This window comes from Bacillus sp. WP8, assembly GCF_000800825.1.
GTDB lineage: Bacteria > Bacillota > Bacilli > Bacillales > Bacillaceae > Bacillus > Bacillus safensis.
Window position 1 is genome coordinate 1,600,150 of record NZ_CP010075.1, and the last position, 23,886, is coordinate 1,624,035.

A 23,886-nucleotide genomic window follows, 5' to 3' on the forward strand; every position below is an offset into this window, starting at 1 on the left:
TCTGATTGACAAAAGGAGGGTCCTGTCTTGGATGAACAATTACCGATCACACGGCGGCAATTTCATATATTACTCAATCAGATTCAAATGACAGATGATGACCTCAGTCGTTACTTTGAAGAAGGAGAAATCGTCAAATTGACGGTGCACAAAGCGACGAAAACATGGCATTTCCTTTTTAAATTTAAGGCTCTTTTGCCTTACAAAGTATACGCCATGTTTCTCAGCAGACTGACAAATGCATTTTCTCATATTGCACAAATTACTTGTACGATTGAAGTGAGTGATCCGCACATCTCTGAAGAACTCGTACAATCGTACTGGTCACATTGTGTGGAAGAACTTCAAGGAATTTCTCCCCCAATCATCAGTTTGCTTCAGCAGCAAAAGCCATCGCTGTCTGGTCATAAAATCATCATTAAAACGAAAAGCGAAACAGAGGCACTCGCTATTAAGAAGAAGTACAGCCCGATGCTCCAGGCCGCATTTAAACAAGTAGGTTTTCCAGAGCTGCAATTCGATACAGAAATTTTTGTATCAGATCAAGAGATTCAGAAGTTCAGAGAACAAAAGCTTGCTGAAGATCAAGAAAGAGCCATGCAAGCCCTCACTGAGATGGAGAAGAAAGAAAGTGAGGAGCAGGATGAAGCTCCGTCAGGCCCTCTGATGATTGGCTATCAAATCAAAGACAATGAAGAAATTCGTACGCTTGACAGTATCATGGACGAGGAAAGAAGAATCACCGTTCAAGGCTACGTATTCGATGCAGAAACCCGTGAGCTGAAAAGCGGGAGAACGCTTTGTATCTTTAAGATCACTGATTATACAAATAGTATATTGATCAAAATGTTTGCAAGAGAAAAAGAAGATGCTCAGCTGATGAAATCATTGAAAAAAGGCATGTGGGTGAAAGCAAGAGGAAGCATTCAAAATGATACGTTTGTCAGAGATCTTGTCATGATCGCTAATGATGTCAATGAAATGAAACCGCAGCTGAAAGAAGATACAGCACCTGAGGGTGAAAAGCGTGTGGAGCTTCATTTACATTCACCTATGAGCCAAATGGATGCTGTCACTGGCATCGGCAGGCTTGTTGAACAAGCAAAAAAATGGGGACATGAAGCCATTGCCCTGACAGATCATGCCGTTGTACAATCCTTCCCGGATGCGTATGCAGCAAGTAAAAAGCATGGCATCAAAATGATGTACGGTGTGGAAATCAATTTAGTGGACGACGGGGTACCGATTGCATATAACCCAGAGCACCGCTTGTTAGAGGATGCGACATATGTCGTATTTGACGTAGAGACAACTGGACTTTCAGCCGTTTATGACACGATCATTGAGCTGGCAGCAGTGAAAATCAAAGGCGGGGAAATCATTGACCGCTTTGAGGCGTTTGCAAATCCCCATCACCCGTTATCAGCGACAACCATCGAATTAACAGGTATCACCGATGATATGGTGAGAGATGCACCAGATGTCGTCGACGTCGTACGGGATTTCAAAGAATGGATTGGACAAGATATTCTTGTTGCGCACAATGCGAGCTTTGATATGGGCTTTTTAAATGCAGCGTATAAACGCCTCTTAAAAACAGATAAAGCGTCAAACCCTGTCATTGATACACTTGAACTTGGCCGTTTCCTTTACCCAGAATTTAAAAATCACCGGCTGAACACCCTCTGTAAAAAGTTTGATATTGAACTAACGCAGCATCACCGAGCGATTTATGATGCAGAGGCGACAGGCTATCTCATGCTGAAGATGCTAAAAGATGCGGCTGAAAAAGAGATTGCCTATCACGATCAATTGAATGAAAACATGGGGCAGTCGAATGCTTACCAGCGCTCACGTCCTTACCATGCAACTTTGATTGCTCAAAATGAGACAGGTCTTAAGAATTTATTTAAGCTTGTTTCACTTTCTCATATTCATTATTTCTACCGTGTCCCGCGTATTCCACGCTCCCAGCTTGAGAAATATCGAGAAGGTTTAATTGTTGGGTCTGCTTGTGATAAGGGTGAGGTATTTGAAGGAATGATGCAAAAGTCACCTGATGAGGTGGAAGACATTGCAGCATTTTATGACTATTTAGAGGTACATCCGCCAGAAGTGTATCAGCACCTGCTGCAGCTTGAGCTAGTTCGAGATGAACGTGCGTTAAAAGAAATCATCACAAACATTGTCAAACTTGGCGAAAAGCTGAATAAACCAGTTGTGGCGACTGGAAATGTACATTACCTGCATCCAGAAGACAAAATCTATCGTAAAATCTTAATTTCATCACAAGGTGGAGCAAATCCGCTGAACCGACATGAACTGCCAAAAGTTCATTTTAGAACGACAGATGAAATGCTCGAAGCGTTCTCCTTCCTAGGAGACGAAAAAGCGAAAGAGATCGTCGTAACAAATACGCAAAAAGTATCTGAGATGGTCGAAAGCATTAAACCTATCAAAGATGATCTTTACACACCAAAAATTGAAGGTGCAGATGAAGAAATACGGGAAATGAGCTATCAAATGGCGCGCAGTATCTACGGAGATGACCTGCCGAAAATCGTAGAAGACCGCATTGAGAAAGAATTAAAAAGTATTATCGGTCATGGTTTCGCCGTTATTTACTTAATCTCTCATAAGCTCGTAAAAAAATCACTTGATGATGGATATCTTGTTGGTTCAAGGGGATCTGTCGGATCATCTCTTGTTGCGACATTAACAGAGATTACTGAAGTAAATCCACTTGCACCTCATTATGTATGCCCAAGCTGTAAGCACTCTGAGTTCTTTAATGACGGATCTGTTGGTTCAGGCTTTGACCTTCCTGATAAAGATTGTCCTGAATGTGGTACGCCGTATAAAAAAGACGGACATGATATTCCGTTTGAAACGTTCCTAGGCTTTAAAGGAGACAAAGTTCCTGATATTGACTTGAACTTCTCAGGCGAATATCAGCCGATCGCGCATAACTATACGAAAGAGTTGTTCGGAGAAGAGTATGTATACCGAGCAGGTACGATTGGCACCGTTGCAGAAAAAACAGCATACGGTTATGTGAAAGGCTATGCAGGGGATCATAACCTTCATATGAGAGGTGCTGAAATCGACCGGCTTGTACAAGGCTGTACAGGGGTAAAACGGACAACGGGCCAGCATCCAGGCGGGATTATCGTTGTGCCGGATTATATGGATATTTACGATTTCTCACCTATTCAATACCCAGCAGATGCGACAGGTTCTGATTGGAAGACGACACATTTTGATTTCCATTCGATTCACGATAACTTGCTCAAGCTGGATATTCTTGGGCACGATGATCCAACGGTCATTCGTATGCTTCAAGATTTGAGCGGAATCGATCCAAAAACGATTCCAACAGATGACCCTGAAGTCATGAAGATTTTCCAAGGGACAGAGCCACTAGGTGTAACAGAAGAGCAAATAGGCTGTAAAACAGGTACACTCGGTATCCCGGAATTTGGAACAAGATTTGTTCGGCAAATGCTAGAGGATACAAAACCAACGACCTTCTCAGAGCTTGTTCAGATTTCTGGACTCTCACACGGTACGGATGTATGGCTCGGAAACGCACAAGAGCTCATTCACAATAAAACGTGTGAACTAAGTGAAGTCATTGGGTGCCGTGATGATATTATGGTCTATCTCATTTATCAAGGCTTAGAGCCGTCACTTGCCTTTAAAATCATGGAATCTGTTCGTAAAGGAAAGGGGCTTCCTCCTGAATGGGAAGAAGAAATGAAGAATAATAATGTACCAAACTGGTATATTGATTCTTGTAAAAAGATCAAATACATGTTCCCTAAAGCCCACGCGGCTGCATATGTATTGATGGCTGTTCGTATTGCTTATTTCAAGGTGCATCATGCACTCCTGTACTATGCGGCTTACTTTACCGTTCGTGCGGATGACTTTGATATTGAAACGATGACAAAAGGATCGAATGCAATCCGAGCCGTTATGGATGATATTAATTCAAAAGGTTTAGATGCATCACCGAAAGAAAAGAACCTATTAACTGTGCTAGAGCTTGCGCTTGAAATGTGTGAAAGAGGCTACCACTTCAAAAAAGTGGATCTCTACCGCTCAAGTGCAACAGAGTTTATCATTGATGGAGACGGATTAATTCCGCCATTCAACTCGATCCCTGGACTCGGTACAAACGTTGCATTAAATATTGTCCGCGCGCGGCAAGATGGGGAATTCCTTTCAAAAGAAGATTTACAAAAGCGTGGAAAAGTCTCAAAGACTATTCTTGAGTATTTAGATCGTCAAGGCTGTTTAGAAGCACTTCCTGATCAAAATCAGCTTTCTTTATTCTAATGTGATGAATAAGAGCGCCCTTAAAAGGGCGTTCTTTTCTATGTATACAATAATATTATTATGTTAACTAATAAAGATTTTTCATCAACTGGAATTATTTTCATATCCATTCATATATCTTGATTTAGCGTGATGTTTTAAGAGAAGAGATTGTATGTCATTCTTTCTACCCAAATAGAGCTCAAAAGAGAATTTCGCCGTCTGAAATGTTCTTAAGCGACATATGATCATTCTGGGTACAGTCAGAAGGAGAATCAAGAGAAAACTTCGATGAGCGTAAAGCTGATTGCTGTTTACTATGCTTATTTTTGAAACATATTTGATTCTTTTCAAAACTGTACAGATCACGAAACGAAGTATCAAAAGGAGGCGGTGCGTCTATTGATCAATGTTTCACTAAAAAGAAGGGGTGAGCAATAGAGAAATGGCATCTTACAACTATGTAGAGGTTTTACAAAAATCCATGCTTTTTTATGAAGCGCAGCGGTCAGGCCGGCTTCCGGAAAACAATCGTCTTAACTGGCGGGGAGATTCTGGGCTAGAGGACGGGAAGGATGTTGGGCATGATTTAACCGGCGGCTGGTATGATGCAGGAGATCATGTGAAATTTGGACTTCCGATGGCTTATTCAGCAGCCGTGCTTGCATGGACAGTATATGAATACCGGGAAGCTTATGAAGAGGCGGAGCTGCTTGATGAGATACTAGATCAAATCAAGTGGGCAACGGATTATTTTTTGAAAGCACATACGGGCCCGAATGAATTTTGGGCGCAAGTAGGTGATGGAAATGCTGATCATGCTTGGTGGGGACCAGCAGAAGTGATGCCGATGAACCGGCCAGCTTTTAAAATTGATGAACATTGTCCTGGAACAGAAGTAGCTGCACAAACTGCGGCGGCTTTAGCAGCAGGTTCTATCATTTTTAAAGAAACAGATGCGTCTTATGCGGCAAAGCTTTTGACGCACGCTAAACAGCTATATGCATTTGCTGACAAGTATCGCGGCAAATATTCAGATTGTGTCACCAATGCGCAGCCATTTTACAACTCCTGGAGCGGCTATGTTGACGAACTGATTTGGGGCGGAATCTGGCTGTACTTGGCGACAAATGAAGAAACTTATTTAAACCAAGCATTAAAAGCGGTAGAGGAATGGCCGGAGGATTGGGATTATACGTTTACCATGTCATGGGACAATACTTTTTTTGCTTCACAAATCTTACTTGCAAGAATCACGAAAGAGAACAGATTTATAGAATCCACTGAGCGCAATCTTGATTACTGGACCACAGGCCTCGTTCAAAATGGAAAAGTAGAAAGAATCACCTATACGCCTGGTGGTTTGGCATGGCTAGATCAATGGGGTTCACTTCGTTATGCCGCCAATGCAGCATTTTTAGCCTTTGTTTATGCTGATTGGGTATCTGATCAAGAAAAGAAGAATCGATACCAATCGTTTGCGATCAAGCAAACTCACTATATGTTAGGTGATAATCCGCTGAATAGAAGCTACGTCGTTGGGTTTGGCCAGAATCCGCCGAAGCACCCGCACCATCGTACTGCACATGGCTCATGGTCTAACCAGCTGACAATCCCTCCAAATCACCGGCACACACTTTATGGAGCGCTTGTTGGAGGTCCTAATGCACAGGATCAATATGACGATGACATCTCTGATTATATATCTAACGAAGTGGCGACTGATTATAATGCCGCCTTTACTGGAAATATCGCCAAAATGGTGCAGCTCTTTGGTCAAGGCCAATCAAAGCTGCCAAATTTCCCGCCTAAAGAACAGGTGGAGGATGAGTTCTTTGTAGAGGCAGCTGTGATGCATAACGATACAACATCTACTCAAGTGAAAGCAGTGCTGTACAACAGGTCCGGCTGGCCGGCAAGAACCAGTCAAACACTCTCCTTCAGATATTACGTTAATCTGAGCGAGGTCTTTGCAAAGGGATTGACTGAAAAGGATATTCAGGTGACAGCAGCCTACAATGAAGGCGCTTCCTTATCGCCTTTAAAGGTATATGACGCATCAGCTCGCGTCTATTTTGCAGAAATTGATTTTACCGGCGTAGCTATTTCTCCTAGAGGAGAATCTGAGCATAAGAAGGAAATACAATTTCGAATATCTGCTCCAAATGGATCGAATATATGGGATGCCTCAAATGATTATTCCTATCAAGGATTAACATCCACTATGCAAAAAACAACGAAGATTCCTGTCTTTGACGATGGTGCTTTAGTATTTGGCACACTTCCAGACAAATAAAAATCAACGATTTTATTGAAAGGGTGAAGGTCTTGTCAAATAAAGAACGGTTTTTAACGCTTTATCATCAAATCAAAAGCGATGCGAATGGATATTTTTCACCAGAAGGAATTCCGTATCATTCAATCGAGACGCTCATTTGCGAAGCGCCTGATTACGGACATATGACAACTTCAGAAGCGTATAGCTATTGGCTATGGCTTGAGGTACTGTACGGACATTACACAGGGGATTGGAGCAAATTAGAGGCAGCTTGGGACAATATGGAGAAGTACATCATCCCAGTCAATGAAGATGGGCATGATGAGCAGCCGCATATGAATGCTTATAATCCGTCCAGTCCAGCCACATATGCAGCAGAGAAACCAATTCCGGATCAATACCCAAGCCAATTAACCGGTGCCCGTCCTGCTGGTCAAGATCCAATTGATGGTGAATTAAAATCAACCTATGGATCGAATGAAACGTATTTAATGCACTGGCTCCTTGACGTAGATAACTGGTATGGCTATGGGAACTTGCTCAACCCATCACATACAGCCGCATATGTGAACACATTCCAGCGTGGTCCACAGGAATCTGTATGGGAGTCCATCCCTCATCCATCACAAGACGATAAATCTTTTGGTAAGCCGAATGAAGGCTTTATGAGCTTGTTCACAAAAGAAAATCAAGCTCCAGCTGCTCAGTGGCGTTATACGAATGCAACAGATGCTGATGCACGTGCGATACAAGCGATGTATTGGGCGAAGGAGCTCGGCTATAATCAGTCAGCTTATCTTGATAAAGCGAAAAAAATGGGGGATTTCCTTCGTTACGGCATGTACGATAAATATTTTCAAACGATTGGAAGCGGGAAGCAGGGGAATCCGTATCCTGGAAACGGAAAGGGTGCCTGTCATTACTTAATGGCTTGGTATACCTCTTGGGGCGGAGGACTTGGGGAGTATGCAAACTGGTCATGGCGTATTGGAGCGAGCCATTGTCATCAGGGATATCAAAATCCTGTCGCTGCTTATGCTTTATCCTCAGATAAAGGAGGCTTAAAGCCATCTTCTGCTACCGGGGCAAGCGATTGGGAAAAAACTTTAAAGAGACAGCTTGAATTTTACGTATGGCTTCAATCGAAAGAAGGAGCCATAGCAGGAGGCGCAACCAATAGCTGGAATGGAGACTATAGCGCTTATCCGGCGGGAAGAAGTACTTTTTACGATATGGCATATGAAGATGCGCCTGTTTACCTTGATCCACCATCAAATAACTGGTTTGGAATGCAGGCGTGGCCAATGGAGCGCGTAGCAGAGCTTTATTATATTTTTGTCAAAGATGGCGACAAAACATCTGAAAATGTCCAAATGGCCAAATCTGCCATAACAAAATGGGTCAACTATGCATTAGATTATATTTTTATCGGCAGCCGTCCTGTGTCGGATGAAGAGGGTTATTTCTTAGATGAGCAAGGACAGAGAATTCTAGGAGGAACAAATGTTTCGGTTGCTGCAACAAGTGCGCCTGGAGAGTTTTGGCTACCTGGAAATATTGCTTGGAGCGGACAGCCTGATACTTGGAATGGATTCCAGTCTGCAACAGGAAATCCAAATTTAACAGCTGTCACAAAAGATCCAACTCAGGATACAGGCGTATTAGGGAGTCTTGCCAAAGCTTTGATTTTCTTTGCTGCAGCCACAAAGCTGGAAACAGGTGATTATACAGCGCTTGGTGCAAGAGCGAAAGATGCAGCCGCGCAGCTTCTAGAGGTTGCATGGAATTACAATGATGGCGTCGGCATAGTGACCGAGGAAGATAGAGAAGACTATGACCGTTTCTTTAGAAAAGAAGTGTATTTTCCAAATGGATGGAACGGGACATTTGGTCAAGGAAATCAGATTCCTGGAGCCAGCACCGTTCCTTCTGACCCGCAGCGAGGAGGGAATGGGGTCTATACGAGTTTTGCTGACCTTCGTCCGAAGATTAAACAAGATCCAGCGTGGTCTTCACTCGAAAGTAAATATCAGTCTTCATTTAATGAAGCTACAGGCAAATGGGAGAATGGCGCACCAGTTTTCACTTATCACCGCTTCTGGTCTCAAGTGGATATGGCCACTGCCTATGCTGAATATCATCGTCTGATCAACTAAGAGATCAAAGGTCAAATTCAAGCTGTCGGCTTCTAGCCGGCAGTTTGAATAGAAAATATTAACAATCCAATGAAGGTAAGGGTGAGTTTATATGGTCAAAGAAAGAAGTTTTCTTCATCATTCATTCAATAGGGGCGAAAATGGACAGGACAGTCTGATGTGGAAAAAAGAGGCGGATGATCGAATCTCAGAGCATAGACAAAGAGATCTTGTGATCAACGTAACAAACGGTGAAAAAAAGCCAATAGCAGGTATAGAGGTTGAAATAAAGCAAATCAGACATGAATTCGCCTTTGGTTCAGCGATGAATGATCAAGTGTTATTTAATCAACAATATGCTGATTTTTTCGTGAAGTATTTTAATTGGGCTGTTTTTGAAAATGAGGCAAAATGGTATGCGAATGAGCCACAAAGAGGGAGAATCACCTACGAAAAAGCAGATGCGATGCTGAATTTTGCAGATCGACATCAGCTTCCAGTGAGAGGGCACGCTTTGTTTTGGGAGGTAGAGGATGCGAATCCAAGCTGGCTAAGGTCACTGCCAAATCATGAAGTATATGAAGCCATGAAAAACCGGCTTGAGCATGCGGGCAATCACTTTAAGGGAAGGTTCCGTCATTGGGATGTAAACAATGAAATGATGCATGGTTCATTTTTTAAAGATCGCTTTGGGAAAAATATTTGGAAGTGGATGTATGAAGAAACGAAAAAAATTGACCCTCAAGCACTATTGTTTGTGAATGATTATAATGTGATCTCATATGGTGAACACCATGCCTATAAAGCGCATATCAATGAACTGCGTCAGTTAGGCGCACCTATTGAGGCGATTGGGGTTCAAGGCCATTTTGAAGAACGGGTCGATCCAGTCATTGTCAAAGAGAGACTCGATGTGCTTGCTGAGCTAGGTCTTCCAATATGGGTCACAGAGTACGATTCGGTTCACCCTGACCCTAATCGAAGAGCGGATAACCTGGAAGCTTTATATCGCGTCGCATTTAGTCATCCAGCCGTAAAAGGAGTGCTGATGTGGGGATTTTGGGCAGGTGCCCATTGGAGAGGGGAAAATGCAGCCATCGTGAATTATGATTGGTCTTTAAATGAAGCAGGAAGACGTTATGAAAAGCTTCTAAATGAGTGGACGACCCAAAGAATTGAAAAAACAGATGCTAATGGCCATGTGAGATGTCCAGCATTTCACGGAACATATGAGGTTCGAATCGGTAAAGAAAGTAAAATGTTGAAACAGCAGACGATTGAACTTGATTCAAATGAACAAACACCGTTTCAACTAGACGTGATCCTGCCTCAAGAAGGATAGAGATAGATTGTGAGGAGAATGTAAATGAAAAAGTGGGCTCAAAAAGTATCTTGCTTCATACTTGTGGCCGCTATATGGTCCGGCTGGTTTTCGCTTACGATTAAAGCGGCCGCTTATGTGCAGACGTCTGGTACACAATTTACGCTGAACAATCAACCATTTTACTTCGCCGGCACAAATAATTACTATTTCCATTACAAATCTAAAAAAATGGTAGATGCTGTGTTCGATGATATGAAAGCAATGAATTTAAAGGTCATACGGATTTGGGGCTTTCACGACGGGGCCCCTCAAGAAAACTCAGTCTTACAATCTAGTCCAGGGGTCTATGAAGAATCGGGATTTCAAAAACTAGATTATGCCATTTATAAAGCAGGAAAGGAAGGAATAAAGCTTGTCATCCCACTAGTGAACAATTGGGATGACTTCGGCGGTATGAATCAATATGTGAAGTGGTTCGGGGCAGGATCGCATGATGCCTTTTATACAGATCCTCGTATTCAAAAGGCTTACAAAAATTATGTCCGCTATGTATTAGAAAGAACCAATACGTATACAGGTGTTCAATATAAAGACGATCCAGCTATTATGACGTGGGAATTAGCCAACGAGCCGCGGATGCAGTCAGATCCAACGGGAAATGGACTAGTCAAATGGGCAGATGAAATGAGTACATGGATCAAATCGCTTGATCGTCATCACCTTGTTGCAGTAGGAGATGAAGGATTCTTTCGTATACCAGGACATGAAGATTGGTTTTACGGAGGAGGGGAAGGCGTCGATTGGGACCGTCTAACATCTCTTCCTAATATCGATTATGGAACCTATCATCTGTACCCAGACCATTGGAACAAGTCTGCTGTCTGGGGAGTGAAATGGATCGAAGACCATATCACCCGCGGAAATTCAATCGGAAAACCAGTTGTGCTAGAAGAGTTTGGCTACCAAAATCAATCAGCTCGTCCAGACGTATACCAAAGCTGGCTGTCAGCGGTAGAGCGGCTTGGAGGTGCTGGCAGTCAATTTTGGATTTTAACAAGCATTCAGGATGATGACTCGCTCTATCCGGATTATGACGGATTCCGCATCATAAAAGGGAGCAGGGAGGCAGCACTTATCAGTGAACATGCGAAAAGAATGAATGAAAGAAACCGATGATAAATGCCTGCTGAAAAAAGCTGTGTATATAACTAACTTTACTTAGTATGTTCACTATCCAAGTAGAGAATGAGAATACTATATTTAAATTTTTTGAAATATGAACCGGTTATGAGACCAACCAATGAACAAGGTTTTCAGAAAAAATCAACAAGCAGAAGGTATTTATGAGATTGCGTTGAGGAAGGAGGTGGTTATTTATTTTTAATCTTAATTCATAAAAAATGTATTTCCAATAACTTGACTAAATGGAAATTTAATTCTATACTCTGTAGTACAGAGTTCTTTGTGAAAGAGGAGTTTATTTATGTCTAATGAAAAAAATAATAATTCAGAAATATTAGAGAATTTATCTCATATCAAGACGATTACAAATTATAAAACAGAGTATTGTAAACAAACAAGTATTTATTTTATCATTTGGGGCCTTATTTGGATAATGGGATATTCAATCCCTTTACTTTTTGCTAATTCAATAACTACAGGTGTCTTTTGGCTTATTTTAGGCATTGCGGGCTGGGTTATCACTTTAACTACATATTTTAAACAAAAGAAAATGATACCGATGCCCTTGTTTTTAAGAACTCAATTGCAATACACATGGCTTGGTCTTGGAATTATTTTAGGTATCTTTATTTTTTTAATATGTGTTGGTTTATTACCATATACATTAAATAATTTACCCTTTTATATTGTTTTATTGGTTTCTATCATGTATTTACTCTTAGGTATTGTTTTGGCTAAAGAGATCTTTATTATGGGGTTCTGGTTAAGTGTTTTAGGTGTAACTACATTTTTATTATTTCCTAGTTTAATGAACATTATCTTCGCTTTTATTGGTGGAGGAAGTTTGTTATTAACTGGTGTGATTTTAAAAAGAAAAGGACAAGGAAATGAGTAATGTCAATAGTTTAAATGATTTAATCCATCCAAAAGTTCGGTTAGGTATTATGAGTTTATTAATGATTTATGAAAAATGTGATTTTAGCTTCTTAAAAAGTTCTTTATCTGTAACAGACGGTAATTTGGGCTCGCATTTAAAAAAATTAGAGGAAGCAGGCTACGTGCTAATTACAAAAACCTTTGTGGATAAAAAACCAAAAACAATAGTCAGTATAACGAATTTGGGAGAGCACGCCTACAAAGAATACTTGAGTGTTATTGAAGCCATTTTAAAAAATAAATGAGATGGAAGGAAAGGGTGCCGAATGTTGAAAATAGAAAACGTTAGTAAAAAATACGGAACTTCCCAAGCATTAAATAGTGTTACATTAACGATTCCAGAAGGAGTTTGTTATGGATTAATAGGTCCAAACGGGTCTGGTAAATCAACCTTGATGAAAATTATATCTCATATCATTCAATCATATGAAGGCAAAGTTGAGCATGTTGGTGAGTCTAAAAGTGCGCTCGGCTACATCCCGCAAGACATCAGCTTAGAGGAAAAATTAACAGCTAAAGTAAATATGGAGTTTTTTGGACAAATTTATGGTTTAAAGTGGAAAACATTAGATGAAAGAGTAGAACAAACACTAAAAGATGTAGGATTGTGGGAAAGAGCAAATGATATAGTTGAAAGCTTTTCAGGAGGAATGAAACGTCGTTTGAATATTGGCTGCGCTTTAATGCACGCTCCTCAGTTAATTCTTTTAGATGAACCGACAGTGGGGGTAGATCCTCAATCAAGACGTTATATTTTCGACATCATTAACAAATTGAAGGAAGAGGGAAGAACTATTATCTATGTTAGTCATTATATGGAGGAAATAGAGAGTTTATGTGATTATGTGGCTTTCATTGATAAAGGGAAAATTGTTGAAGAAGGAAAAATAGGTGAGCTTTTGAATCGTTACGCAGAAACATCTGTCTTTTTTGAATCTAAGATTCCTAGTAAAACATTAACTAGTCTCGGGTATGATTTTGTAACCTATCAAGGTGGAGTGTTAGTTAAAACAACAAAACCATTAGATACATTAGAAGAATTGGCTAAACTAAGTAAAAAGGAATCGCTGGTTCCCCAACAATTATCTTTGTACAGACCGAGACTTGAAGATGTTTTTTTTCAATTAACAGGAACAGATTTACGTGATCAATTACAATAAAAATGTCTTTATGAATGAAAACCACTCTCGTATTCAATTACTTATAAGAGTGACTGATGTAGAAAGAGCATCAAAATCTAAAGAAAAGAATTAATTTGTGTGTACCGTAAATTTAAAATCATAAGTAATTAGTCGAAATTTTTTGGCTAATTATAATTCATCACATCTGCAAATGGTAAAATTAATAAAAAATGTGATTATTTAAGAGTGATAGATGAAAGGGAATCAAATTAATATAACGGGAGTGATTTTTATGTGGCCACTAGTCCGCATCGAATCTATAAAACAGGTGAAAGACCGATCATTGTTATTCTGGACCATTTTATTACCAGTTGCTTCAATTATTCTTTTAATAGAATTATTCACAACAGGTAGTTCTCAAGCGCAAAAAACATTGGTTGCTTCTCAATCAGTGACAGGGATGAGCGTGTTTTTCTCCACATTTGTCATTATTTCAATTGTCATTAGTTTTGTAAAAGATCGTGAGAAAGGGATTGTGACAAGGCTAGCAAGTACTCCTTTACAGCCGCATCATTTTTTTCTTGGAAAGTGCGTTCCGTTTTTTATCATCATTTTATTTCAAGTTTTGCTGTTAACCATTTTAGGGGTTTATTTATATGGTATTGAAATAACACAATACAGCTCGTATTTCTTAGTAGTGGTTCTATTATCAATGCAAGTGACTTCATGGGGAGTTGCCATCGCCGCATTTGCTAAAACTGAGAATACAGGCTTAGTAATGACAAACATGATTGCTTTAGGGACAGCAGTTGCTTGTGGTTTATGGACTCCATTTGATCAATTACCTAGTTATCTCAAAATAATTGGTATGCTCTTCCCGCAGTATTGGGCACATCAAGGCTTAGTGCAATCAGTATCAACACTACCCGGGGGAGAGAATTTAATCTTAGTAACAGTAGTTCTTATAGGCTATACACTGTTAGGGTTTATTCTTTCGTTGGTTGGCTACAAAAAATATATAAAAAGAGCCAGAGGCTAGGCTCTAAAAATTTCAGTTAAAAGTTGATTTTAATCATTTATCTAAATTTCAAGTATGCCGGCTGTAAAAAAGGGAGTGAGGCAATGTTAAGTGAAGAGTTAGTACTGTATGTTGAAAGTTTTTTTCGGCCATATAAAAAAGACAAAACATATGAAGAAAAGAAAAAAGAATTATTAGAGCTGCTTGGCGACATTAAATTAAAACTCGAAAATGATGGATTAAAAGAGGCAGAAGTTCAGGATATGCTTATTGAAAAGCTGAAATCAGGCGAAATAAGCACTGATAATCATACATTAGTAATTGATGATCATAACCGCGTAGTGCATGTGAAAAAAATATTTGTTAATGCTGATTTAGATTGGTTAACATTTATAAATGTTAAATATAAGTTGTGCGATTTTAAGGGGCTGTCGATTGAACAAAAAGTGATGAGTCATTCAGAGTTTAATGGGTGCTATCTAAAAAAAGTGAATATTAGCGATTCTGAAATTTCCTCATCTACCTTTGAAAAGAGTGATTTGAATCAATCTCATTTTGAACATTGTGAGATAAAGAATTCCTCTTTATATGGCTGTCATTTACCCAACGTTAGTATTGATGAATCATCTTTAATAAATGTTTCATTTGAAAATTGTTATTTTAAAAATATTTCTTTTGAGAATTCTAAATTAATAAATGTGAATTTTAAATCATGTACGATTAAAAAATTAAATTTTATTGGAGTGACAATGGATAAAATGACTTATCATATTTTAGAAGGAGAAGGGGCAAATTTAAGTGGTGTGGAAGTAATCGATATGTAATACAGCAGGGGCTATTGAGAAAATCTCAATAGCCTTTTATTTTGTTTTATTCACTATTTCTTGCTTAAACAAAAGATGCCCACACACCTAGCTAAGTCTGCTTCGCTAGGTGGCGAGCGATATTTTCAATGATATGTCGAAAAAACTAAAGTTGATTAGAAAGTTGAAGAACTTGAGATGATTGTTGTGCAAGTGCAGCGCGCAGCCATTGGTTCGAATAAATGTTGACCTTCCCCATGTACCTTAGCAGCCAAAGCAGTTGGGATTGTAATTTTAGTCATCTTTAGACCTCCTTATTTAAAATTTATCAACATAGATATGTAGTTGATATATTACATATGATGGTTCATAAGTCTTTATTTGTCAATGGATAAGTTTGAAAGTTTTATGTTTTCTGAAAAGTACGTTGATAAGACCAGGAGAGTGTGGTTTAATATGACTATGGAAAATAATACTATATTTAAAATTTTATGTATTTAAAGGATTTATATGGTCTCAATGTTGTTTTTTGTTGGAAGGGTGACGTTTATTTGGGTTGAATATTTTGGATATTTAGATATTAAGTTAAGTAAATGTGTGAAAATATTGAGATTACTAGTTATAAAGAACTCTAATAGAAGAATGAAATTTCTTTTATAAGTTGATTACCTTAGATTTCAACCTTTTTATTCCATTGGTGAGTTAAGAAAGAGAAAAGAGGGGGGCTGTTTATGAGTATTCATTATGTCGGGATTAGAGAACCAATAAAAGCCTATTTAGAGAAGATGAAAGTTGAGTATGAAGACTATCCTGTTCAAATAATTGATTTGGGTGGAGCTGTTAGTTATGACAAAGAATACTTTATAAATAATACTGATTTTCAAACGGAAACGATTATTTTATCTAATAGAAGGCATACTGTCGAGGATGAACTAGGTTCTCTTGAAAGTGAATTATTGAAAATCTATCAGAATAGCATACTTTATAGGACATCACCGCTTGATATTAATATAGAACTTTATAGAGGATGGGCAGGTGCTACTGGTAAATTAATAACTGCATTTTCTCCCGAGGGAGTTAATTGGATCAATACAAAAGATGTTGTAAAGGCATGTTTGATCCCTAAACAGGATGTTAGGAATCGCGCTGGAAAGGCATATGATTTAACAGGACCAGAGTTAGTAAGTATGAGTAGGCTGAAGGATATTTTTGAAGAGGATTTAAACATGAAAATTGAATTGTATTGTAAAAGTAAAGAAGAGGTCATATCAATTTTGTCCCAGAACAATATGCCTTTAGACGTATTAGAATGGTTAGCCGAATTTCAAGAAGCTTCTTCTTCAAAACATTTACAGCCATTTACGAACACGCTGGAACAAATAATTGGTCACCCCCCAAATCGGGCACAATTATCTAAAATACAAATTAATTACTCTTAAGGAGGAATAATATATGTTTGTCAAAGACCAAGAAATGACGAGGTATAAATTAGCACCACACATTACGCTAGGTAAACTAGAAGACAGTTTGATTGGTTTAAAAGCACAAACTATCACCAAAATTGAAGGTGACGGAATTATTGAATTTATTCAAGAAATTTCTGATTATCTTACGGAAGATAATGGGGTTTCAATTAAAGAGCTTAAGGAGAATTTCGAAGTAGAGAGTGATCAATTAAAACATGTCCTCGAATTTTTAGTTGCGAACGGAATGTGTGTTAAGACGGATATGACCTTTGATTTAACTGCGCTTTTGTCTTATGAAAGAGCCGGTGGACAAGTATTGGTTGAAGATATACTAGATCGTTTAAAAACAGGGATTGTTGAAGTTATTACGCGAGATCATAACCCAGTTGCTGCTGAATTCATTCGTTATTTGCAAGAGGCGGGGCTACAAGTAGTGCTTAAAGGAGAATTAAATAAGCAGCCAGATATCAGGGTTGCTATTGGCAACTCTCATTTAGACCCGATTTTTGAAGAAATAAATGATCTGGCATTAGAAGACCACATCCCTTGGTTAAGCATTGTGCCATATGATGGACAGACATCGTGGGTAGGTCCATTTTTCTTGCCCCATCAATCAGCTTGTTTACATTGCTATAACCTTCGAAAATCAGCAAACTTTTCTGACGAAGTATTGCGATCAGACTTAATGAAAATAAAACCTATAAATCCTGAAAAGAAACCGGTTTATCATATGCCGATTAATTTAGTTCAAATCGGAATTGCAAGTAATTTAATTTTAGAATGGCTCACACTAAAAGATTACGCACCAAGTGCAACACCAGGTGGATTTACAACAATTAATTTAGATGATAAAGGTGTTTCATTTAATCATCATCGTGTTTATCGAGTTCCTAGATGCCCAAAGTGTTCCCCAGCTGCAGATACAGGTTTTCCTCAAGTTTGGTTTCAAGGTGAGGTGAATAATTAATTATGGCTAATCAATGGACAACGTTAGAAGAGTCATGGGAAATACTCGACCAATTGGCAGATCCTTATGTTGGGATAGTCCGTAGAGAGTATAGAAAACTCAGAGATGTTGATGATATATGGGGTCATTCATATGGAGCGCATGGTACAGACAGTAATATTTTATTCGGGGTCCCATCGAATTCTTATAATGGGGGAGGATCTGCTAATCCAGCTGCAGCTAGATTAGCAGCAATAGGTGAAACGGTGGAAAGATATAGTGCCGCTTATTTACCTTTAAACTCTGATGTTGTATGTTTTGGTACTCAAAAGGACTTAGTCAATGAAGGCAAATCAGTAATTGGTTTTGATAAGTGGGAGATGTATGCTGTCACTCAATATGAAGATCCGAATTTTCCTCATGATAGATGGAATGAAGATACAAAATTATGGTGGAGAAAAGGTCATATTGCTGAAAATAATGAAGAAGTTTGGACGCCTGCTCAATTAATTCATATTGCAAACTATACTGAGTGGCCAGGAGACCCCAATATTGGTCATGCAACTAGTAATGGCCTAGCTTGTGGTATTACATATCAAGAAGCGGCAATCTCAGGTTTATTTGAAACAATTGAAAGAGATGCATTTATGCTTACTTGGTACAATAAGTTAAGTTTACCCAAGATTGATATTAATACTTCCCCTAGATTAAAACATTTCTATGAAAGATATATTAAACCTACTTCTCTTGATTTGCATTTAGTAGACATGAGCATTTTTTCTGGTGTTCCTACTATTTTGGCAGTAATAAGAAATCCTCATACAGATTTAGCTCCATTTGCTATTGGCGCTGCCTCGGCTCATTCAATTGAAAGAGCATGTGAGAAAGCTGCAATAGAGGGAATGTATACAAGAACTTGGGTGAAAACAGAACAACGATTAGGGAACGCCTTAGTGGATGTAGATTATTATCGTGATATTAACAGTTTTGAAGATCATATTAAACTATATGCGGGAACAGCTATTGTGAAAGAAGCTGATTTTTTAACAGCGAGTGAGAAATTAGTGGACGTTAAAAACTATGCACCGTTTGATGATCGTTCTCCAGACATTTTATGGACTAACCTTGTCAGTCATTTATCAAACCAAGGATATCATGTGGCAACTTTTGATTTAACCAGCCCTGACATAAAAGATGCTGGTGCCTATGTCGTAAAATCAATTATTCCTGGATATAAACCGATTGACGTTCTTTATAGAGGTAGAATGTTGGGCGGAGAACGAATTTTAAAACATTCTTATCATTTAGGTTTAGTAGATAAACCTTTTAAGTTAGAAGAACTGAATCCAATTCCGCATCCATTTCCTTAATATCGTAGAAAGGTGATTAAATATATGAATAGTATTGAAAGACATGCTACTAATTTGGCTGATGTTGTGTATGGAAACGAAGCATTACGGTTTGATGATCCTTCTGAAAATTGGTTTGAGGCAACAAAAATCTATAGAGGCTCAATGGCATGGGACGCACCTGGTGTTGCAGGGCTGCTTCGATCTCAAACTTTGCAAAAGATTGCTACACATGCAAGTAAAAGGTTTGATGATCTACCTTTAATTTCACTACCTAAACCATTAAATACAAATATTTCTTTAGACGATGTCATTAAGGGACGAAGAAGTGCAGATTATTTTAGCGGGGGGAGTGTTTCATTAGAACAACTCTCAACAGTTTTACAGAAGAGTTATGGATTGGTAGAACGTAAAGAAGGACCTAGACGCCCTATACCCTCTGGCGGGGCACTTTATCCTCTAGATCTATTTATTGTAGCAAGCAAAGTCGATTCTTTAGACAAAGGTGTTTATCATTTCGATCCGTATAGAAAAGGATTGACTAAAATGGGTGATTACTCTGAAAAAGAATTTGAGAAAATAATGCTACAAGAAGAATCCGTTCAAGATTTTGCATTTGCTGTAGTCATTTCAGCTAATTTTTGGCGTTCTCGATTTAAATATGGACATCGTTCTTATCGCTTCGTTTTTATGGAGGCAGGACATGTCATGCAAAATATGATTTTGCTATCTACTGCACAGAAGATTAATAGTCGACCATTCGGAGGGTTTATCGATGATGAGTTAATGGAACTGATTGGTGGATTTAATGGAGTAGATGATGCCCCAATTTATACATTGATTGCGGGTACTTAAATAGATGATTTCAATGGTAGCAGCTTTAGGGATCCTCATTCACTTTTTGGGTCCCTTAAGCTCAAAAATGGTTATCAAAATCAAAAGAGATAAACCAATATCCGTTCGAAAGTTCATAACATATATCACTCCTCAGAGGAGCTATGATGGATTCACGATTATTGGAGCTTCTATATGCTGTGGAGCATTTTCTCAAGAGCTCTTAGCTGAAATTTCTCATAAACAAAATGTGTATGGTATTTTATTCTTCTTTTTATTAGGTATCCTATTACCGTCAGTTATATGGAAATTAAAAAAGAAAGTTGTTGCATTTAGAGGCAGATATGTTGTCAATGTTGATTCAATCTTTTTTCTTCCATTAACTGCTCTATCAGAAGAATTAATTTGGCGGTTCTTTCTTCCGTTATTATTACTAACAAATTTTGTGGAATCTGCAGCGGTATCTTTCTGTATCAGTTCAATAGGATTTATCTTGCTACATATACCAATAGGCGGTGTTAAGTCTATTGCTTATATGTCGCTTTTTACATTAATCACAGTTATTTCATACTTAACATTCGGTATTTTAGCAGCGATAGCATTTCATATTTCACATAATCTGTTCATTCATTTTTTTCAACCTCGCAAAATAAAGAACTTCAAAACGAAACCTCCCGTATTATCTGAAACTGATTGGTGAGGCTTTAATAAAGGTGGTAAACCCTGTGATAATACAAGAAAAGATGAAAGAGCTTAAAGAAAAAAGAGCTCTGGCTCAGTCATGGTTTTTGGATCCAGAAAAAAGAAAAATAAGTTCAAATTATGATAATCGAGAAACACCATTTACTCGATGTCTATCAGCTGAAACTTTCATTTCTTATTATCAACTAATATTCAAAAAAACACCTGCTTCTATTTTAGATATAGGATGTGGACAAGGGCAGATGCTTGAGTATGTATCTAAGCAATTACCTCTAGCTGATTTGACTGGAATTGATTCATCTGAAGAAGCCATACATTGTGCAAAAAAATTAAATATAAAAGCTAATTTTATTTGTACGGATATCAAAAATTTTTCATCACATGCGAAAAGTTATGATGTGATTTTGATACATCTGTGTTTTGGTCTATTTGAAGATCCTTTAGCATTATTAGAACAGTTACTTCCTTATTTATCAAATGAATCGATTATTTATATAGTTGATTTAAATCGAGATAGTATAGAAAGTGGATTGAGTTCAGTTCAGAACAAAGAAGAAGAGCTGTATTTATATGATCAATATCACGCCTCATTGACATTATCTGAGTTCGAGCAGTTACTCACCTATATGACCAAAACTAGAAAGGATATGACGTATAAGATTGGTACTTCTATAATTGGAGGATTTAGCCCATTTAGTATGGAATTTTTATCGTTAATAGGAAATGAAAATTTACAACAAACGTTAAGACAGGTTCCAGGTGAATATAACAGTTCAGCACAGAATGCGCCTTTACTTTTACATGCATGGCTTATTAAACAGTCTGGATAAATAACGCCATATAAACATGGTTCTTTCTTTCGTGTGAAGATCATCCGGGGAGCTCTGTTCTTCGCTCATTGCTTACACCTGCAGTATGACCAGCCCGTTCTGTTCAGAGTGGTTTCCATTCATATATAAAGGAAGAGAGAGGTGTTAATCGTAGTGAACATGCTGTAGTAACTGATGAACGAGTACCTATTATAAGGAGGAACTTCATTTGCATAAAAAAATTGGATATGGTATAGTTTTTATGGAAATGCTAACGATTACCGAGACAAGAGTGGGGAAACCCGCTCTTTTGTATTGAACAGGCAATTTTTGTCTCGACATTATTCATCCGTTTTCTGCTCCCCCTGCTCACATAAAGCAGGGTTTTTATGCAGAATGATTGATAAGAGCGTTTATCGAAAGCACAAGGAGGAAGAGAATGAGCAAAAAAGTAGTGGATGTCGTAAGCGGAATGGTGCAGCCAATTTTAGATGGCTTACAGCTTGAACTCGTTGATGTTGAATTTGTCAAAGAGGGTCAAAACTGGTTCCTTCGCGTGTTTATTGACTCTGATAAAGGTGTCGATATCGAAGAGTGTGCCAAAGTGAGCGAAGCCTTGAGCGAAAAGCTTGATGAGGCAGATCCGATTAGCCAAAACTACTTTCTTGAAGTGTCCTCTCCTGGAGCGGAGCGCCCATTAAAGAAAAAAGCTGATTTTGAAAAAGCACTTGGAAAAAATGTTTTCATGAAAACATATGAACCAATTGATGGTGAAAAAGCATTTGAAGGTGAGCTTACAAGCTTTGATGGTGAGATTGCAACAGTGACAGTGAAGATCAAGACAAGAAAGAAAGAGATCAATATTCCATACGAAAAAATAGCTAACGCAAGATTAGCAGTTTCGTTCAATTAACCTTTTCATTGATATAAGGGGGAACCATAAAAATGAGTAGTGAGTTGTTAGATGCCCTGACTGTTCTTGAGAAAGAGAAGGGTATTAGTAAAGAAATTATAATTGAAGCGATAGAAGCTGCACTCATTTCTGCATATAAGCGTAATTTTAATCAAGCACAAAATGTTCGTGTTGATTTAAACCGCGAAACGGGAACGATTCGTGTGTTCGCAAGAAAAGATGTTGTAGATGAAGTGTATGATTCTCGCCTTGAAATCTCTGTAGATGATGCAGCCAATATTAACCCGAATTACATGGTGGGTGACGTCGTTGAGATTGAAGTCACACCAAAAGACTTCGGACGCATTGCAGCTCAGACAGCGAAACAAGTTGTGACGCAGCGAGTGAGAGAAGCAGAGCGTGGTGTGATCTACACTGAGTTTATCGACCGCGAGGAAGACATTATGACGGGAATCGTTCAGCGAATTGACAGTAAATTCATTTACGTGTCACTTGGCAAAATCGAAGCCCTTCTTCCTGTCAATGAACAAATGCCAAATGAAGAATACAAACCTCATGACCGCATTAAAGTGTTCATTACAAAAGTAGAAAAAACAACAAAAGGGCCACAAATTTATGTGTCTAGAACACATCCAGGTCTTTTAAAGCGTTTATTTGAAATTGAAGTACCAGAAATTTATGATGGTACTGTAGAGCTTAAATCGGTTGCTAGAGAAGCTGGAGACCGTTCTAAAATATCTGTTCGTACAGATGATCCTGATGTTGATCCAGTTGGCTCCTGTGTTGGACCAAAAGGTCAGCGTGTACAAGCAATTGTCAATGAGCTAAAAGGCGAAAAAATTGACATTGTCCATTGGTCTAATGACCCGGTTGAATTTGTTGCCAATGCGCTGAGTCCATCAAAAGTACTTGATGTCATTGTGAATGAAGAAGACAAGGCGACAACAGTCATTGTCCCTGATTATCAGCTGTCATTAGCGATTGGTAAAAGAGGTCAAAATGCTCGTCTTGCAGCGAAGCTGACCAGCTGGAAAATTGACATTAAAAGCGAAACAGATGCAAGGGAACTCGGTATTTTCCCAAGAACTGAAGACTCTGAATCTCTTTTCTTAGAGGCTGAACCAGTAGCTGAGGAATCTGACGAATAAGAGGTGATATAAAAGGTGAAAAGCCGAAAAAAAATCCCGCTTAGAAAATGCGTCGTGACGGGAGAAATGAAACCAAAGAAAGAACTGATCCGTGTTGTTCGTTCGAAAGAAGGAGAAGTGTCAGTTGACGCTACTGGAAAAATGAACGGACGCGGGGCTTACCTTTCTCTCGATAAAGAAACCATTCTTGCGGCAAAGAACAAACGCAGTTTACAGCAGCAATTTCAGACACAGATTGACGAACACATATTTGAAGAATTACTAGAACTAGCTGAAAAGGTGAAAAAACCTAATGAATGAATCTGAATGGTATCCTTTGCTTGGTCTAGCAAATCGAGCTCGTAAAGTCGTGTCAGGAGAAGATCTGGTGATCAAAGAAATTAGACATGCGCGTGCTAAGCTGGTTCTTCTTGCAGCAGATGCCTCACCTAACACAGAAAAAAAGGTATCTGACAAATGCAAATTTTATAATGTTCCGGTTAGAAAAGTTGAAGACCGTTCCGTTCTCGGACGTTCTATTGGGAAAGAAGCTCGCGTAGTTGTCGCTGTCACTGACCAAGGCTTCGCTAAGAAGCTCATAAGCTTGCTCGATTAATTTATTT

21 protein-coding genes are annotated in these 23,886 nt (G+C 38.7%); 20 read left to right on the plus strand and 1 reads right to left on the minus strand.

Translation table 11 applies throughout. The features are described 5' to 3' along the window. Positions 1–27: 27 nt before the first annotated feature. The 10 genes from QR42_RS07945 (at position 28) to QR42_RS07990 (ending at position 15,138) form a co-directional block, all read left to right on the plus strand. Positions 28–4,341: a PolC-type DNA polymerase III gene (locus tag QR42_RS07945; RefSeq protein WP_039178587.1), complete on the plus strand. Its 4,314-nt coding sequence runs from the start codon at positions 28–30 to the stop codon at positions 4,339–4,341. Positions 4,342–4,765: 424 nt separating this feature from the next. Then, the gene (locus QR42_RS07950) at positions 4,766–6,616 is read left to right on the plus strand and encodes a glycoside hydrolase family 9 protein (protein ID WP_039178590.1); all 1,851 of its coding nucleotides are present in this window, start codon (positions 4,766–4,768) and stop codon (positions 6,614–6,616) included. A 32-nt stretch (positions 6,617–6,648) separates the two neighbouring features. After that, complete coding sequence (locus QR42_RS07955; RefSeq protein WP_039178592.1) at positions 6,649–8,754, plus strand: glycoside hydrolase family 48 protein; 2,106 nt, start codon at positions 6,649–6,651, stop codon at positions 8,752–8,754. A gap of 91 nt (positions 8,755–8,845) precedes the next feature. After that, positions 8,846–10,075: an endo-1,4-beta-xylanase gene (locus QR42_RS07960; protein ID WP_039178603.1), complete on the plus strand. Its 1,230-nt coding sequence runs from the start codon at positions 8,846–8,848 to the stop codon at positions 10,073–10,075. 24 nt (positions 10,076–10,099) lie between these two features. Beyond that, on the plus strand, positions 10,100–11,233 hold the full coding sequence (locus QR42_RS07965; RefSeq protein WP_039178606.1) for a glycoside hydrolase 5 family protein: 1,134 nt from the start codon (positions 10,100–10,102) through the stop codon (positions 11,231–11,233). 307 nt (positions 11,234–11,540) lie between these two features. Then, entirely contained in the window at positions 11,541–12,134 is a 594-nt protein-coding gene (locus tag QR42_RS07970) for a hypothetical protein (RefSeq protein WP_039178609.1), read from the plus strand. Then, positions 12,127–12,420: a winged helix-turn-helix domain-containing protein gene (locus QR42_RS07975; protein WP_039178612.1), complete on the plus strand. Its 294-nt coding sequence runs from the start codon at positions 12,127–12,129 to the stop codon at positions 12,418–12,420. Before QR42_RS07970 ends, QR42_RS07975 begins: the two co-directional genes overlap by 8 nt. Before the next feature lie 21 nt (positions 12,421–12,441). Further along, entirely contained in the window at positions 12,442–13,335 is an 894-nt protein-coding gene (locus QR42_RS07980; RefSeq protein WP_039178615.1) for an ABC transporter ATP-binding protein, read from the plus strand. A 214-nt stretch (positions 13,336–13,549) separates the two neighbouring features. Next, positions 13,550–14,335 (plus strand): ABC transporter permease, encoded by a 786-nt coding sequence (locus QR42_RS07985; protein ID WP_235354797.1) that lies wholly within the window; start codon positions 13,550–13,552, stop codon positions 14,333–14,335. Between the two features lie 83 nt (positions 14,336–14,418). Continuing rightward, positions 14,419–15,138, plus strand: a complete 720-nt coding sequence (locus tag QR42_RS07990) for a pentapeptide repeat-containing protein (protein WP_039178621.1) — start codon at positions 14,419–14,421, stop codon at positions 15,136–15,138. 155 nt (positions 15,139–15,293) lie between these two features. Here QR42_RS07990 and QR42_RS18935 read toward each other — a convergent pair whose 3' ends face one another. Next, the gene (locus QR42_RS18935; protein ID WP_080701195.1) at positions 15,294–15,419 is read right to left on the minus strand and encodes a plantazolicin family TOMM peptide; all 126 of its coding nucleotides are present in this window, start codon (positions 15,417–15,419) and stop codon (positions 15,294–15,296) included. Positions 15,420–15,848: 429 nt separating this feature from the next. Here QR42_RS18935 and QR42_RS07995 point away from each other — a divergent pair, with 429 nt between their 5' ends. The 10 genes from QR42_RS07995 to QR42_RS08040 all read left to right on the plus strand — a co-directional run bounded on the left by QR42_RS07995 (position 15,849) and on the right by QR42_RS08040 (position 23,879). After that, on the plus strand, positions 15,849–16,556 hold the full coding sequence (locus QR42_RS07995; RefSeq protein WP_039178624.1) for a Rossmann-fold NAD(P)-binding domain-containing protein: 708 nt from the start codon (positions 15,849–15,851) through the stop codon (positions 16,554–16,556). A gap of 13 nt (positions 16,557–16,569) precedes the next feature. Further along, positions 16,570–17,550, plus strand: a complete 981-nt coding sequence (locus tag QR42_RS08000) for a TOMM precursor leader peptide-binding protein (RefSeq protein ID WP_039178629.1) — start codon at positions 16,570–16,572, stop codon at positions 17,548–17,550. A 2-nt stretch (positions 17,551–17,552) separates the two neighbouring features. Next, positions 17,553–18,899 carry a YcaO-like family protein gene (locus QR42_RS08005; protein WP_039178632.1) on the plus strand — a complete coding sequence of 449 codons (1,347 nt, stop codon included), beginning with the start codon at positions 17,553–17,555 and terminating at the stop codon, positions 18,897–18,899. Positions 18,900–18,923: 24 nt separating this feature from the next. Then, complete coding sequence (locus QR42_RS08010; protein WP_039178635.1) at positions 18,924–19,733, plus strand: SagB/ThcOx family dehydrogenase; 810 nt, start codon at positions 18,924–18,926, stop codon at positions 19,731–19,733. 13 nt (positions 19,734–19,746) lie between these two features. Continuing rightward, entirely contained in the window at positions 19,747–20,412 is a 666-nt protein-coding gene (locus tag QR42_RS08015; RefSeq protein WP_052196521.1) for a CPBP family intramembrane glutamic endopeptidase, read from the plus strand. A 25-nt stretch (positions 20,413–20,437) separates the two neighbouring features. Next, the gene (locus QR42_RS08020) at positions 20,438–21,244 is read left to right on the plus strand and encodes a class I SAM-dependent methyltransferase (RefSeq protein ID WP_039178641.1); all 807 of its coding nucleotides are present in this window, start codon (positions 20,438–20,440) and stop codon (positions 21,242–21,244) included. 418 nt (positions 21,245–21,662) lie between these two features. After that, complete coding sequence (rimP, locus tag QR42_RS08025; protein WP_039178644.1) at positions 21,663–22,136, plus strand: ribosome maturation factor RimP; 474 nt, start codon at positions 21,663–21,665, stop codon at positions 22,134–22,136. Positions 22,137–22,168: 32 nt separating this feature from the next. Further along, on the plus strand, positions 22,169–23,284 hold the full coding sequence (nusA, locus tag QR42_RS08030) for a transcription termination factor NusA (RefSeq protein WP_024424140.1): 1,116 nt from the start codon (positions 22,169–22,171) through the stop codon (positions 23,282–23,284). A 15-nt stretch (positions 23,285–23,299) separates the two neighbouring features. Continuing rightward, entirely contained in the window at positions 23,300–23,584 is a 285-nt protein-coding gene (gene rnpM / locus QR42_RS08035; protein ID WP_024424139.1) for an RNase P modulator RnpM, read from the plus strand. Further along, a complete protein-coding gene (locus QR42_RS08040; RefSeq protein WP_039178647.1) occupies positions 23,577–23,879 on the plus strand; it encodes a YlxQ family RNA-binding protein in 303 nt (100 codons plus the stop codon). Before rnpM ends, QR42_RS08040 begins: the two co-directional genes overlap by 8 nt. The last annotated feature ends 7 nt before the right edge of the window (positions 23,880–23,886 follow it).

Excerpts from the sequence above, each read along its gene's own strand:
- QR42_RS08000 (WP_039178629.1), top strand. The coding sequence starts at position 16,570 with ATGTTTGTCAAAGACCAAGAAATGACGAGGTATAAATTAGCACCACAC.
- nusA (WP_024424140.1), top strand. The coding sequence starts at position 22,169 with ATGAGTAGTGAGTTGTTAGATGCCCTGACTGTTCTTGAGAAAGAGAAG.
- QR42_RS07960 (WP_039178603.1), top strand. The coding sequence starts at position 8,846 with ATGGTCAAAGAAAGAAGTTTTCTTCATCATTCATTCAATAGGGGCGAA.
- rimP (WP_039178644.1), top strand. The coding sequence starts at position 21,663 with ATGAGCAAAAAAGTAGTGGATGTCGTAAGCGGAATGGTGCAGCCAATT.
- QR42_RS07990 (WP_039178621.1), top strand. The coding sequence starts at position 14,419 with ATGTTAAGTGAAGAGTTAGTACTGTATGTTGAAAGTTTTTTTCGGCCA.
- QR42_RS07970 (WP_039178609.1), top strand. The coding sequence starts at position 11,541 with ATGTCTAATGAAAAAAATAATAATTCAGAAATATTAGAGAATTTATCT.
- QR42_RS08040 (WP_039178647.1), top strand. The coding sequence starts at position 23,577 with ATGAATGAATCTGAATGGTATCCTTTGCTTGGTCTAGCAAATCGAGCT.
- QR42_RS07965 (WP_039178606.1), top strand. The coding sequence starts at position 10,100 with ATGAAAAAGTGGGCTCAAAAAGTATCTTGCTTCATACTTGTGGCCGCT.
- QR42_RS08015 (WP_052196521.1), top strand. The coding sequence starts at position 19,747 with ATGGTAGCAGCTTTAGGGATCCTCATTCACTTTTTGGGTCCCTTAAGC.
- QR42_RS08010 (WP_039178635.1), top strand. The coding sequence starts at position 18,924 with ATGAATAGTATTGAAAGACATGCTACTAATTTGGCTGATGTTGTGTAT.
- QR42_RS08005 (WP_039178632.1), top strand. The coding sequence starts at position 17,553 with ATGGCTAATCAATGGACAACGTTAGAAGAGTCATGGGAAATACTCGAC.
- QR42_RS07975 (WP_039178612.1), top strand. The coding sequence starts at position 12,127 with ATGAGTAATGTCAATAGTTTAAATGATTTAATCCATCCAAAAGTTCGG.
- QR42_RS07985 (WP_235354797.1), top strand. The coding sequence starts at position 13,550 with ATGAAAGGGAATCAAATTAATATAACGGGAGTGATTTTTATGTGGCCA.
- QR42_RS07995 (WP_039178624.1), top strand. The coding sequence starts at position 15,849 with ATGAGTATTCATTATGTCGGGATTAGAGAACCAATAAAAGCCTATTTA.
- QR42_RS07980 (WP_039178615.1), top strand. The coding sequence starts at position 12,442 with ATGTTGAAAATAGAAAACGTTAGTAAAAAATACGGAACTTCCCAAGCA.
- QR42_RS07950 (WP_039178590.1), top strand. The coding sequence starts at position 4,766 with ATGGCATCTTACAACTATGTAGAGGTTTTACAAAAATCCATGCTTTTT.
- QR42_RS18935 (WP_080701195.1), bottom strand. The coding sequence starts at position 15,419 with ATGACTAAAATTACAATCCCAACTGCTTTGGCTGCTAAGGTACATGGG.